Annotated in this window: 14 protein-coding genes; 3 read left to right on the top strand and 11 right to left on the bottom strand. The window is 57.5% G+C overall.

The features are described from left to right. The first annotated feature begins 6 nt into the window (after window positions 1–6). The 3 genes from VEH04_02810 to VEH04_02800 all read left to right on the top strand — a co-directional run bounded on the left by VEH04_02810 (window position 7) and on the right by VEH04_02800 (window position 2,681). Window positions 7–1,044 (top strand): beta-ketoacyl-ACP synthase III, encoded by a 1,038-nt coding sequence (locus VEH04_02810; protein HYG21687.1) that lies wholly within the window; start codon window positions 7–9, stop codon window positions 1,042–1,044. A gap of 46 nt (window positions 1,045–1,090) precedes the next feature. Then, window positions 1,091–1,417 carry a hypothetical protein gene (locus VEH04_02805; protein HYG21686.1) on the top strand — a complete coding sequence of 109 codons (327 nt, stop codon included), beginning with the start codon at window positions 1,091–1,093 and terminating at the stop codon, window positions 1,415–1,417. Between the two features lie 196 nt (window positions 1,418–1,613). Beyond that, complete coding sequence (locus VEH04_02800; protein HYG21685.1) at window positions 1,614–2,681, top strand: PilT/PilU family type 4a pilus ATPase; 1,068 nt, start codon at window positions 1,614–1,616, stop codon at window positions 2,679–2,681. A gap of 67 nt (window positions 2,682–2,748) precedes the next feature. Here the strand turns inward: VEH04_02800 and ligD (VEH04_02795) are convergent, their stop codons facing one another. The 11 genes from ligD (VEH04_02795) to VEH04_02745 form a co-directional block, all read right to left on the bottom strand. Beyond that, window positions 2,749–4,455, bottom strand: a complete 1,707-nt coding sequence (gene ligD / locus VEH04_02795) for a non-homologous end-joining DNA ligase (protein ID HYG21684.1) — start codon at window positions 4,453–4,455, stop codon at window positions 2,749–2,751. A 57-nt stretch (window positions 4,456–4,512) separates the two neighbouring features. After that, complete coding sequence (locus VEH04_02790) at window positions 4,513–5,352, bottom strand: Ku protein (GenBank protein ID HYG21683.1); 840 nt, start codon at window positions 5,350–5,352, stop codon at window positions 4,513–4,515. A 96-nt stretch (window positions 5,353–5,448) separates the two neighbouring features. Next, window positions 5,449–6,408, bottom strand: a complete 960-nt coding sequence (gene ligD, locus VEH04_02785) for a non-homologous end-joining DNA ligase (GenBank protein HYG21682.1) — start codon at window positions 6,406–6,408, stop codon at window positions 5,449–5,451. 48 nt (window positions 6,409–6,456) lie between these two features. Then, the gene (locus VEH04_02780) at window positions 6,457–6,642 is read right to left on the bottom strand and encodes a hypothetical protein (GenBank protein HYG21681.1); all 186 of its coding nucleotides are present in this window, start codon (window positions 6,640–6,642) and stop codon (window positions 6,457–6,459) included. 5 nt (window positions 6,643–6,647) lie between these two features. After that, window positions 6,648–7,211, bottom strand: coding sequence for a hypothetical protein (locus tag VEH04_02775; protein HYG21680.1), 564 nt, complete (start codon window positions 7,209–7,211; stop codon window positions 6,648–6,650). An 87-nt stretch (window positions 7,212–7,298) separates the two neighbouring features. Next, window positions 7,299–8,027, bottom strand: a complete 729-nt coding sequence (locus VEH04_02770) for a DUF554 family protein (GenBank protein ID HYG21679.1) — start codon at window positions 8,025–8,027, stop codon at window positions 7,299–7,301. A gap of 59 nt (window positions 8,028–8,086) precedes the next feature. Next, a complete protein-coding gene (locus VEH04_02765; protein ID HYG21678.1) occupies window positions 8,087–8,710 on the bottom strand; it encodes a hypothetical protein in 624 nt (207 codons plus the stop codon). Next, window positions 8,685–10,379, bottom strand: coding sequence for a VWA domain-containing protein (locus VEH04_02760; GenBank protein ID HYG21677.1), 1,695 nt, complete (start codon window positions 10,377–10,379; stop codon window positions 8,685–8,687). Before VEH04_02760 ends, VEH04_02765 begins: the two co-directional genes overlap by 26 nt. A 67-nt stretch (window positions 10,380–10,446) precedes the next feature. Then, complete coding sequence (locus VEH04_02755; protein HYG21676.1) at window positions 10,447–11,451, bottom strand: VWA domain-containing protein; 1,005 nt, start codon at window positions 11,449–11,451, stop codon at window positions 10,447–10,449. Beyond that, complete coding sequence (locus tag VEH04_02750) at window positions 11,448–12,023, bottom strand: hypothetical protein (GenBank protein HYG21675.1); 576 nt, start codon at window positions 12,021–12,023, stop codon at window positions 11,448–11,450. Before VEH04_02750 ends, VEH04_02755 begins: the two co-directional genes overlap by 4 nt. After that, a complete protein-coding gene (locus VEH04_02745) occupies window positions 12,020–12,970 on the bottom strand; it encodes a DUF58 domain-containing protein (protein HYG21674.1) in 951 nt (316 codons plus the stop codon). The genes VEH04_02750 and VEH04_02745 overlap by 4 nt, the downstream gene beginning before the upstream one ends. Window positions 12,971–12,987: the final 17 nt, after the last annotated feature.

Below are 12,987 nucleotides of genomic sequence, written 5' to 3'. Positions count from 1 at the left end.
TCCAGCATGAGTTCCTCGACTACTCAGATATTCAAGAATCCACGCGCGAAGCATAACTTCCAGGGCCGCACCTGCTCCATCGCGAGCGTCGGCTCATACGTTCCTGCCCGGGTCCTCACCAATGCAGATCTGGAAAAAATGGTCGAGACCTCGGACGAATGGATCACCAGCCGCACTGGAATCAAGGAGCGTCACATCGCCGCCGAGAACGAATTCACATCGGATCTCGGTGCAGAGGCAGCGCGACGCGCCATGGCAAAGGCGAATATCACCGCGGATCAGATCGACCTGATCATCGTGGCGACGATTACTCCTGACATGCCATTTCCTTCCACAGCGTGTCTGGTCCAGCACAAATTGGGGGCCAAACGCGCCGCAGCGTTCGATCTGGAAGCTGCATGTTCCGGCTTCATCTACGCGCTGGAAATCGGCCAGCAGTTCATCATGTCGCGGACGTACGACACTGTTCTGGTGATTGGCGCCGAGAAACTCTCCGCCATCACGGATTGGACGGATCGCAACACGTGCGTGCTCTTTGGCGACGGCGCAGGCGCCGCGATTCTCCAGAGCCGCCCGAGCTCCCATGGCCTGCTGACCGCGGTGATGGGCGCTGATGGCGAGAAGTCAGACCTCCTGTTCATGCCGGCTGGCGGCAGCTGCTGCCCGGCCTCGATGGAAACCATCACCAAGCGGCAGCACTACCTGCGGATGGAAGGGAAGGAAACGTTTAAGAATGCGGTGCAGGCGATGCAAACAGCCGCCACGGAAGCATTGCGGCGATGCGAACTCGATATCACCCGGATCAAGTGCATCATTCCGCATCAGGCGAATCGGAGAATTATCGATGCGGTGGGCGAACGCCTCGGCGCCACCCCTGAGCAACTTTTTGTGAATCTGGATAAGTACGGAAACACTTCGGCCGCGTCGGTGGCGATTGCGTTGGATGAAGCAGTGGAATCGGGCCGAATTCAACGAGGGGATTTGATTTTGCTTGTCGTGTTCGGTGCGGGGCTGACATGGGGCGCAGCGGTAATTGAGTGGTAAAGCCGTTTGACGGTTAAGTCGGCTGTGCTAGTTTGAGTCGGCTTCTATGAGCGCGCGAAAAATTTTCATCCCGGGTTCGGTTCCGAACGTTACGGTCGAGGCTCGGCAGACCCGACTCTCCCTTTCACCAGCGTCCGTTATCATCCACAAGAATGGCATTGAATTCCGGAGCGCAAGTCCGTTCGCGCCATGGACTGAAATGACCCTGGCGCTGCAGTCGCCGCACGATAGCAATCGGGTTCACTGTGCGGGCGTGGTTATCTCCTGCACCGGCAGCAAGCATGCCGGATATCACGTTTCAATGGTGTTCACGAGCATCTCCAAACAGGCTCAGGCGCGGCTCAATACCATGGCCTACAGCTCACCCGCCTGACGTCCTGGCATCCCGCCAAACCACTCCTCGTGCCTGACGTGCGCCGTGTCTGGATTGTTTTCCCTGCCTTTTTGCGGTGCTCCTTCCCTCAATTTTCGCGGCCCGTCCTTCACTAACGGTGTGACGATTTTCGTATTTAGCCGCTGACGCCCCTTTGCTAGCCTGCGCCCCCGTTATGGAACTATTTCATAAGATTTTGAAGACCGCCGTAAGTGGCGGCGCCTCTGATATTCACATCAAGGTCGGCACTCCCGTTATCTTCCGCATCAATCGCCAGCTCGTCGCGATCGAGTGCCCCCATCCCTCCGAGGATTGGATGAATAATATCGTGAAGCAAATCACGCCGTCGCACCTGACGCGGAAACTCGAAGCGGAGCGCGAAGTCGATTTTTCGTATTACATTCCCGGAGTTGGACGTTTTCGAACCAACCTTTTCCAGCAGCGCGGCCAGTGGTGCTTCGCAATGCGCTTCGTAAAAACCAGCGTTCCAAGCTTCGAAGAACTCGGGCTGCTGCCCATCGTCAAAAACATTGCCGAATCGCCGCGCGGCATCGTCCTCGTGGCAGGCTCCACAGGTTCCGGAAAATCAACGACGCTCGCGGCGATGATTGAGCACGTCAATGCGAATTCCAAAAAGCACATCATCACGCTTGAGGATCCCATTGAATTTGTATTCGAGGACAACCAATCGGTGGTTGAACAGCGCGAAGTCGGCCTGGATACCCTTTCCTTTCATCACGCATTGAAACACGTGCTGCGCCAGGATCCTGACATCATCATGATTGGCGAAATGCGCGATGCCGTGAGTTTCACGGCCGCCATGAGCGCCGCAGACACAGGCCATCTCGTCTTTTCCACGCTGCATACCACAAACGCTGCCCAATCCGTGAGCCGCATTCTCGATTTCTTCAAGGCCGAGGAACGGGAACAGGTTCGCCGCCAACTGTGCGGCTGTCTTCAGGCGGTGGTCTGCCAGCGCATGGTGGGCACAGTGAGCGGCACGATGACCCCCGCACTGGAAATCCTGATCAATACGCCCACGGTGAAGAAACTCATCGAGGAAAATCGGCTGGACAAGCTCCCGGCGGCGATCGAAACCGGCACTGAAGACGGCATGCTGAATTTCAATCAGGCGCTGTTTCAACTGGTAAAGGAAGGCAAAGTTGCGCAGAAGGAAGCTCTCGCCAAGGCCACAAACCCGCAGGCGCTGGAGATGAATTTCAAGGGAATCTTCCTCGACGAAGGCCGGCGCATATTGGGTTGAAGCGCGCGGCATTCGTGCCGCTTCAACTAAAGCCATTGCGAGTGCGTAAGACCCGGCCTCGCGGTCCTCAGCCCCCCTTTTCCCGCACAACATCGCGAGGGTTCTTGTCTTCGCGCAACCCAACAAATGCAGGCTGACGCAGATGCCCATCACGCGTCCATTCTGCGAATCGCACCTGGCAAACCAGTTTCGGCTCCACCCACGTGCAGCGCCGCATCTCAGCCGCCGTGAAGGGCCGCCCCCATCGGCTTGAAACCTTCTTTTCGGGCAGATTCGCAAACGGGCAATCTGAGTGCTTCAATTCCTGGAATCGCTCAAACATTGATTTCAACAGTTTCTCGTTGAATCCCGTTCCCACTTTGGAGCAGAACTGCAGCTTGTTCCCCGCGTAGTATCCGATCAGCAACGCGCCAAAATGACTGCGGCTTCCTTGTGGCTCCGTATAGCCGCCGATCACAAACTCCTGCTCGTTCGTCCATTTGAACTTCACCCAGGCGCCGCTGCGCCGGCCGATCTCATATTTCGAATCGCGCTGCTTCGCGATCAGCCCCTCCAGTCCCCTTGCTTTCATCTCGTTCAGCACGCGCTCCGATTGCGCGGGGATGCCTGCCGAAAACCGCAGTGTGTCCGGCGCGTCCGCCAACAATGTCTCCACCATCGCCTTGCGTTTCAGCAACGGAAGCGCGGTGAGATCCTTGCCGTCCAGCTGCAGGACATCAAAGACGTAGTAGAAGATTGGAGGCCGGGGCTCTCCCGGCATGTTCGCGGCCTGCAGCAACTGGAACGACGACTTTCCGGTCTCGTCCAAAGCCACGACTTCTCCATCAAGGATGGCCTCGCGCGCGGGGAGCGTGCGCAACGCCGCGCTGATTTCCGGATACTTCGATGTGAGATCCTTTTCGTTGCGGGAAATGAGGCGCACGCTGTCATTTCGTTTGAGGGCGAGGCCCCGAACGCCGTCGAACTTCAGTTCGTAAATCCATTGTTCCCCCTTCGGCAGGCGCTCCGACATCAATGCCTTCATTGGTTCCGCAAATTCCACCGGGCGCGCCGGCAAACGCGGAGTTTTCAAATCGGCGCGTGCTGCCGGGGAGCTGGCTTTTCGGGGGGCACGAGCAGCCGTGCGGACAGCGGCGCCGTTCCCATTGGTTGGTAACTGCGCGGCACTCTTCTGCGCGCGTTCCGCGATGCGATTGCTTTGCCATTGGGCGTCGTTGTCGATCGCGATTTGCTGCAGAGACCTCCTGGTGAGAACAGATTGGTCTTCAGCCCGCGCCGAGATCGGCCGCGCATCCTTGTCCGCCTTGAACAGCAGCCATTGAGGCTTGTCTTCGCCGGGCCGCGGTTTCATTCGAACCAGCGCCCATTCGCCCTTCAACTTTTTGCCTTTTAGAATGAAGTGCAGTTTCCCGTTCTTGACGGCGCCCCGGGGATCCCCACCAAGAACTTCATAAGTGCCAATATCCCAAACCATCACCGTCCCGGCACCGTAATTGCCTTTGGGAATCGTTCCTTCAAACCGGGCGTAGTCCAGCGGATGATCCTCCACTTCCACTGCCAGGTGACGCTCTCCTTTTGCAGCCGGAAATCCCTTTGGCACAGCCCACGATTTCAAAACACCTGCCATGGCCAGGCGAAAATCGTAGTGCAAACGCGTGGCGTCATGCTTTTGGATGACGAAGAAATCGTCCCGCGCCGCGCTGGGATGGCCGGCGCCTTCAGGTTCGGAAGTCTGCCGGAAGTTCCGCTTCGCTTTGTATTCTTTGAGGCCCATGACGATGCTGACGACACACGCAGCCGTTCGAAACCGGCCCAGATATCCAACCCGGGGCTAAGCCGCCCGGCTTATCTTTCGCTTGTGCGATGTCGTCTTGCGCTTTGAATGGCCGCCCGATGAACGGGATGCCTGCTCAAGGCTTTCCTGCAAGACCGATACAAGATCCACGACGTTGGTGGCTTTCTTCGGCGTTCCTCGGGGTGCGGCTTCCTTCCCGCCGCTTTCCACCTTCTCGTGAATCACATCGAGGATGCGATGCCGATAATCATCGGTGTACTTCGATGGATCCCATTTGACGCTCATTTTATCGACCAGATCTTTAGCCATTGCGAGTTCGCGCGTACCTACATCCGGAGCCTCAGGGATCTTGAGCTCGGACGCGTCCACGATTTCCTCCGCAAAATGCATGAGCTCGAGCGCAAGCACTTGTTTCTGCGGTTTGACTGCAGCGAGGTGTTGTCGTGTCTTGATGACCACTTTCGCAATGCCCACCTTGCCGCTCTGCTTCAAAGCTTCGCGCAGCAATGCATATGCTTTTTCGCCCCGCTTTTCGGGTTCGAGATAATACGGTTTGTCGAAAAAAATGGGGTTGATGTCGTCGAGATCCACGAAGTCTATGATGTCGACGCTTTGTGTGGCCTCCACGTCAGCGCGCTTGAAATCCTCGTCCTTCAGCACCACGAATTTGCCCTTCTCATATTCGTAGCCCTTGACGATCTGGTCCCACGGCACTTCAACACCATCCGCTTCGGCCACTCGTTTGTAATTTACGGGGCTGAGATCGCTCGCACGCAGCAAACGAAACTTCAGTTCCTCCTTCCGCGTCGCGGGGTAAAGGGCGATGGGAATATTGATGAGGCTGAAGCTGATTGAGCCTTTCCAGATGGCACGCATAGATTTCGGGCTTAACTTACGTGCCGACTCCCCGGAATCCATTGGGGTAAAGTGGGCAGTGGCAGCGATCCGAAGCGCGCTTAATTCAACCTCACATTATCCCTTTAACTTTTGCTTCAGCTTCAAAACCGGCTCGAACAGGTCACCGTGCTTTTCGACCCGGCGAAGGACTTCATCGGACGTGAATCGCAATTTGTCAGGATCTTTCTTCTTCAACGCGCTCCTGACTTCCTCCCATGTGACGGGGGTCGACACGGTCGGATGTTCCTTTGCGCGCAGGGAATAAACGCACACCGTGGTCTTATGGCGGTCGTTCTGGCTCCAATCCACGAGGATCTTGCCCGTCCTCAGCCGCTTTTCCATGCGCGACACAATCAGCTCAGGCCGTTGCGATTCCAACTCCTGCGCCAGGTTGTGCGCAAAGGTTTTGGTCGTGTCGTATGAAACCGCAGTGTTGAGGGGGACATAGACCTGCAGACCCTTGGATCCGGATGTTTTAGCGAACGATTCCAGGCCCATGCGATCGAACCGTTCCTTCACGAGGAGACCGACCTCGCAACACTGGACGATGTTTGCGGGCGGACCAGGATCAAGATCAAACACGAGCATGGTAGGCCGATCAATCTGCTTGGCCTTGGCGAGAAACGTGTGCAATTCGAGGTCTCCAAGGTTCGCGGCCCAGATGATCGACGGAAGATCGTTGGCAAGACAGAAATGGATTTCGGAGTCGTTCTTGTCGCTCCAGACGGGCGCGGTTTGCACCCAATCAGGCCGGTACGGCGGGCACCGCTTCTCGTAGAAAAAACCGCCTTCAACTCCGTCAGGATACCGTTTCAGCGTCAACGGCCGATTCTTCAAATGCGGCAGGAGAACCGATGAGATGCGGATGTAGAAATCGATGACATCGCCCTTGGTGAATCCAGTGGCAGGATAGAAAACTTTCTCGAGCCTCGAGACGGGCACCTTCCGTCCCTGAACCTCGAGCACCTGTTTCAGCTCAGCCGGCTTAGCAGATCCCTTGACAGCTGGTTGTTTCGGCGCGCGGATGGCTCCCATACGCAGCCTCAATCGGACCGACAGGCAGGAGGCATCATGCGAGTCGAATCATTCCTTGAAAGAACGAAAAGGCGCGTTGCTGATCCACATTCCGGGCACCAGAGTCATCTCCAGCGGCTCATCCTGTTTGTCGAGAAGGCTTCTCAGGAACGCATCTGCGTCCGTCGGGATCTCAGAATTATCGAGCGCGCCAGTGAAGACTTCCGCCTCCTCCGATTTGAGTTTTCTTGCCATGACATCTATTCGTTGATTCCCCACCGAGAGATGTGCCGGTTCGATTCCAAACTGTCACTCAGGATCGAAATGGACCTGGCGGCGCTCTCGGCCTTGTTGGTTTCTTCAGGACCCGTAGGAGACATGTCGCTCGGCTGTGAAAAGAACTCAAGGTTGGCCATCTGGGCAATGCTCCCCAGATAAACACGGCATGGATTGTCAGCGGCAGCGTTGCGATCGAACAAACCGACCAAACCGATCGCCTGAATCCCTTCGGCCAATGCCATTTCAATCCAGGATTTCACGGCCACCGGCAGCTCCGCATCCCCATGTGCGGCGATGATGATGATGTCCGCCATGGCAGCGTCCCTCGCTGCCATTTCCTTTAATTTCGGGACGGTCAGGACATCGAACTTCCACATGTGACTGGAAAACTTGAATTCGTGGCTGAGCTGGTCGACCAGCCGGTCGTAGGTGTTTTTGCCCTGTTTCCCCATCTCGAAATCCTCGTAGGCAATCACCACGTTCAAGGTGGGATTCTCCTCATTTTCAGGAGCTCGAAGCGGAGGTATGGACAGGATGTTCTGCATGGTTCGACAATGAAAATTTCGATGAAATTTTGCCATAGGGTGAAAACCCTACGCCGGGACTGAACTGCCAGAGCAACAGCAGGTTAATCACCCAAGCCACCACGCGAACAACGGCGCAAGAACGAGCGCAGGGAGGTAATCTGTGACTTCAATTCGACGCATTTCGAACACCAGCAGGGAAATGCAAATCACCAGGAATCCGGCAGTCGTGTGAAGCGGGTCAGCCACGCCGCGGCTTTCCAGCCACGGCAACAGCCAGCGGGCAGCGACAAGCGTGATCGAGCCCTGGAATACGAGAACAGGAACAGAAGAAAACAGGACCCCCACCCCAAACATTGCAGCGAAACTGACGGCGCCGAGTCCATCCATCACGCCTTTGATCGCCAGCGGGAGCCAAAAGCCATCAAGCCCGTCGGTCAGCGCCCCGACGCTTCCCAGGGGCGCAGCGCAGAAGAGCAGCGCGCAGACGAAGAATCCGTCGCTGAACCGGTTTGGATTAGAGGGCGAGGCCGACTCCATTTTCCTGCGGGCAAACTGTCCGAGACGATTTGACGTCTTCTGCAATCGCATGAGCCGTCCGACCCATTTTCCGAGGGCGAGGGCGACGAAAACCAGCGCCAACTGCTTGAGGAGAGAAACGAACGTGCCGCCCGAAGTGAGTCCAACCCAGCCCAGCCGCAAACCGCTAAAGAGAAGCAGGGCGCCGAGCAGCGTTTTGATGAACATCTGGGTCCCAGGAGCAAGATTCTGCTTCCACACCACGCCCATCAGGGCGCCAATCAGTATGCCAGCAACGTTGATCCAGGTTCCAACCACGGCAGAACTGAAACACCCTGCTGCACCGATGCAAAGCGGAAAGTTCCCGTTAACACTTCTTACCAATCCCGAACCGGCTTCGATCGTTCCTCAGGCGGCTGATCAGGGCGAATGGGCAGCATCTGTTCACTCTCCTTGTGATTGTCCAGCAGCCGCATTGCCTGTTCGGGGGTCATCCGCCCGTCCTTGGCGGCGTTCTCCTGCCCTGTCGCTTCACCTTCAGCGGGGTCTTCGTTCGCCTTGGCCGATTGTTGCTGCTGATCTTCCTTCGATTGTTTCTCGTCGTTGTCGCGTTCGCCTTGCTTCGACTCTGGTTTCTGCTGCTCGTTTTGTGCCTGCTGTGGCTCGCGCTGTTGTTGCTCGTTGCCCTGCTGCTGGTCCTGGTTCGGCTGGGAATTCTGCTGCTGCTCCTGCGGCTCGTTCTGTTCCTGTTGCTGTTCCTGTTTTTGCTGCTGCTGTTGTTGTTGCTGTTCCTGTTCCTCTTTTCGCAACAGCCCTGCCAATTCGTTCAGAGGCCGATCCATGGGAAAACGCTGCAAACCGGTTTGCACCTCTATGGCGGCCTTGGGCTTATCGCCAAACACATAGAACTGCGCCCCGCGATGGAAATAATCCTGCGCGGATTGCGCAAAAGCGGGCCCGCACGCGAGCACGACGCTAAGGGCGAGGAACAGTCTGGACACCAGTCACCTCTTTCAATCGTTGAATGTAATCTGAATACGCAGCGGTGGTCGGATCGTTTTTCAATTGCGATTCCATGATCTGGAGCGCTCGCGCGTATTCACGGCGGCGCACCGCCTGATCCGCCTCGGCCTTCGCTTTTTTCGCAGCCTCGCTCGGGGCTGGTGGCGGGGAATCCTGCTGTTGCTGTTGCTGCTCCTGCTTGAGCTTCTCCAGCTCGGCGCGAACAAACTCCAGGTTGAACTTTGCGTCCGCGTCGTCCTGGTTCAATCGCAGCGCGCTTTCGTAACGTTCCAGCGCTTCCTGCCATCGAGCCATTTTCCTCTGCGGATCCGCTTCCTCCGAACCCATCTGGTACAGCGTGTTGCCCAGGTTATAATAAGCCCGCTGTTGCAATCCCAAATCCGGGGCGGCGAGCACGTTATTGAAGTGGTTGCTCGCCTGCTGAAATAATTGCTGGCGATAGGCTGCGGCGCCTGCATTGAACCGCAACCGCATATCGTCCGGCTTCCGCCCCAGCGCCTCCTCGAACTGCTTTAGTGCTTCCCCAAATTTTCCCGCTTCGTAATCCCGAAACCCCGCGGAAGGCGAGGCATGAACGGGGACGCACGCAAGCGCTGCCGCCGCCAGCATTGCGGCCGCAGCAGGCAGCACCTGCTTGCCGGAACGGCGCGCGGCAGGCCGCCTCTCAGGAATGCACATTTCCATGACAAGCAGGAACAATCCGATCGCGAGCGGCCAGTGATATCTCTGGCGCGGCTGCCGCACCCACCTTTCCTGCGATTCCGATTTGGGAAGCGGAGCCAGGCCGTTCTGATACAACGTTTCGATCACTTTCGCGCCCCGCATTGGAAGGTAAAACCCGCTGCCGGCTTTTGCCACCTCCTGGAGCAAGCCCTCATTCAACCGCGACTTGACGACATTCCCCGCAGCATCCCGAACATAGTCGGTCTGACCCGTGGGCAGCTTGACGCGCAGCAGTTCCCCTTCTGCCGATCCAAATCCCACCGTAAAAATGCGCAATCCCTCCCTCGCCGCCTGCTCTGCCGCCTTCACCGCGTCCGAATCGTGATCCTCACCGTCCGAAAACAGCACGAGCACCTTGTGGTTTTCGCCTTCTTTGAATGCGCTGAGCGCGGTCTCGATGGCTTCCGCCAGTGCTGTTCCTCCCTGCGGCAGCGTATTCACATCCAGCAGATCCACGCTCTGTCGAAATGCGGAATCGTCAATGGTCAGCGGACACTGCAAAAAGGCGCTGCCTGCAAATGCCACCAACCCCAGCCGATCGGATTGCGCGTGCTGCATCAAATCGAGCGCGGCGTATTTTGCGCGGGCAAGACGGTTCGGGGCCACGTCTTCGGCCAGCATGCTTTTGGATGTGTCGATGGCAACCACGATGTCCAGCCCGCGTTGCCGGACTTCCTCGAGATCATATCCGAAGCGCGGCCCAGCGAGCGCGAGCAACAGGAAGCCGATTCCGGCGATGAATAATCCGGACCGCAGCTTCTCCCGCCCGGGCGACAATCCCGACAGCAGATTTGGCAGCAATCGTGCATGGATGAACTGCACCATGAGCTCGCGCCTCGCCCGCGCCGACCACCAGAAAAACAGGATCAACAGCGCAGGAATCACCGCGAGCAGCCAAAGGAATTGGGGACTTGCGAAACTCATGTGCTCAAAGTCCGTGACGATGCCCTTGCAGCCGGCCTGTGTTCACGTGCAAGGAGGTGAAACCATTTCATGGCAGCCTCCGCAGCAGCGTATGTTTGAGGACCGTCTCAATCAGGAGCAGTCCCAGCGCAGCGCTGATGATCATCGCAAACAGCTCACGGTGATGCGCGTACTTTTTCACCTCCGCCTCGGTCTTCTCCAGCTTGTCGATCTCCTCATAAATCGCCTCAAATCGTTCAGTATTGTCAGCGCGGTAGTACTTGCCGTCAGTCATCCCGGCAATCTTCTGAAGCGTGTCTTCATCGATGTCGACAGGCACCATCTGATAGACGCGGCGGCCGAACATGTCCTGCGTTGGCATCGGCGCGTGGCCCCGCATTCCGACGCCGATTGTATAGACCTTGATCCCGAGGGCCTGTGCCGCCTCGGCCGCGGTCAGCGGAGCGATCTTGCCTGCGTTGTTCACGCCGTCAGTCATGAGGATCACGATCTTGCTCTTCGACTTCAGTTCCCGCAATCGATTCACAGCCGTGCCAAGTCCCGATCCAATTGCCGTCTGGTTCCCTTCAACAGCGCCGAGTTCCAGCCGCTCCAGGTTCCTGAGAAGGAAATCGTGGTCCAGGGTGAGTGGTGAAGCAATGTAGGCCTGCGTGCCAAACGCGATAATGCCGATGCGGTCATTTTCACGTTTTTGGATGAAGCGTTCGAGCACGTGTTTGGCCATGTGCAGACGATTAACGCGCTGCCCGTTCAACTGGAAATCCTCGGCAGCCATGCTCCCCGAAAGGTCCATCGCGACTGCAATGTCAATGCCGCTGGCACTGACACGCGTCTCGCTATGGCTGAACCGCGGCTGCGCGAGTGCGAAGATCAGCAAAGCCAGCGATATCCAGCGGAGCGCCGATAGAAACCGCCCGGAACGCGAGCGGCGGACATTGAGGACCGCGCGAACCAATTGGACCGAAGAATAGACGAAGGCAGGTGGCTGCCCGCTGCGACTTTTGAGCCACGCGAGGAAAGGAAGCGCGAGCAGCAGCAACAAAAGCCAGGGATATCCAAACGTCAGATTCATCCGCGCGGCACTTTTTCAGTTTCGGCTGACGCTTTCAGCGCCTGCTCGTTTCTGTCCCCTTGCACTTCTTCCATCGGCTGTGTTTCGTCGATCAGTCGAATTGCAGACTGGTGCAACTCCCGCAATTCCGCCTCGCGTGGTTCATAACGCGCAAACTTCACCAGGTCGCAACGCGTCAGGAAATCGCCCAGCGTTTCTTTCTGATCCGGCAGCAGCAGGTTGGTGCCGCTCAATTCGTGCAGAAACTCCTCAGTGGTGCGTTCGGGAGCATGGAAGTTGAAGCGCTCCTCCAGGTAAAACCGCACGGTGTCCGAGACCGCGATGCAGAACGGCTTCGGCTGCGAAATCAAACCCAAAGCCGCTTCAAGTTTTTGCCGCGCGCGAACATGCGCAGGCACCAGCGGCACGGCGTCAGGCTTCATCTGGCGCCTTCTCCACCACCAGATCACCCACGCGATGATGCCCGCCACGGCGATGGCGCCCAGCGTCCACCACAGCCATTCCCATCCGCTCGGAATCTCGACGGGCGGTTTGATGTCGCGAATCGCATTGGACGCGGCTGCATTGGTCATGCCCGCAACCTCCGCTTCTCCCGCGTTTCAAAAAACCGCGCGAGCGCCATTGTGTACGATTCATCGGTGCGCAACTGGATGGCATCGATCGCGGCCGTCCGGAACAGCCGCGCCACGTCCGCCTGCGCCCTGGCCTGGCGTTCGGCAAAAGCCTTTCGCTTGCGCTGGTCGCCCGTGCTCACTTCCACGATCTCGCCGGTCTCGGCATCTTCGAGGACCAACCTCCCAAGAGACGGCAATTCCATCTCGTAGGGATCGGTGATCTGCACCGCAACGAGATCGTGGCGTCGATTCGCCTGCCGCAGCATCGTGAATGAGGCCTGCGCCAGGGACTCCAATAGCATCAATTGAGGCCGCATCCTCCCGCCGCGGTTCTGCAACGCAGGCGACCCGATGAAGTCCGAGATGACCACAGCGATCGCCTTGTGCCGCGTGACATGCATCAGAAACTCCAACGCCGCATTCAGATCCGTCCCGCGGCGTTTTGGCTCGAAAAACAACACCTCACGAATGACCCGGAGCACGTGCTTCCTTCCCTTACGGGGCGGGATGAATTTCTCGACGGTGTCGCTGAACAGGATGACGCCAACCTTGTCGTTGTTTCGAATGGCTGAAAACGCGAGCACCGAGGCAATCTCGGCGGCCAGCTCGCGTTTCGATTGTCCGCGCGAACCAAACAGTCCTGAACCACTCACGTCGACGACGAGCATCAGCGTCAGCTCCCGTTCCTCCACAAACTTTTTCACGAACGGATGATTCATCCGCGCCGTGACGTTCCAATCGATCGTGCGCACTTCGTCGCCGGGCTGATACTCGCGAACCTCATCGAAGTTCATCCCCTGTCCCTTGAAGACGCTGTGATAGGCGCCTGCCAGGCTTTCACTCACGAGCCGATTGGTGCGCAGCTCGATTTGCCGGATCTTCTTGAGAATCTCGCGCGGGATCATGAGCAACGTGATCGAAT

The organism is Verrucomicrobiia bacterium, from assembly GCA_035629175.1.
GTDB lineage: Bacteria > Verrucomicrobiota > Verrucomicrobiia > Limisphaerales > DASXHY01 > DASXHY01.
Note: the sequence above shows the minus strand (reverse complement) of the source record. Positions and strands in the feature narration are given on the sequence as shown.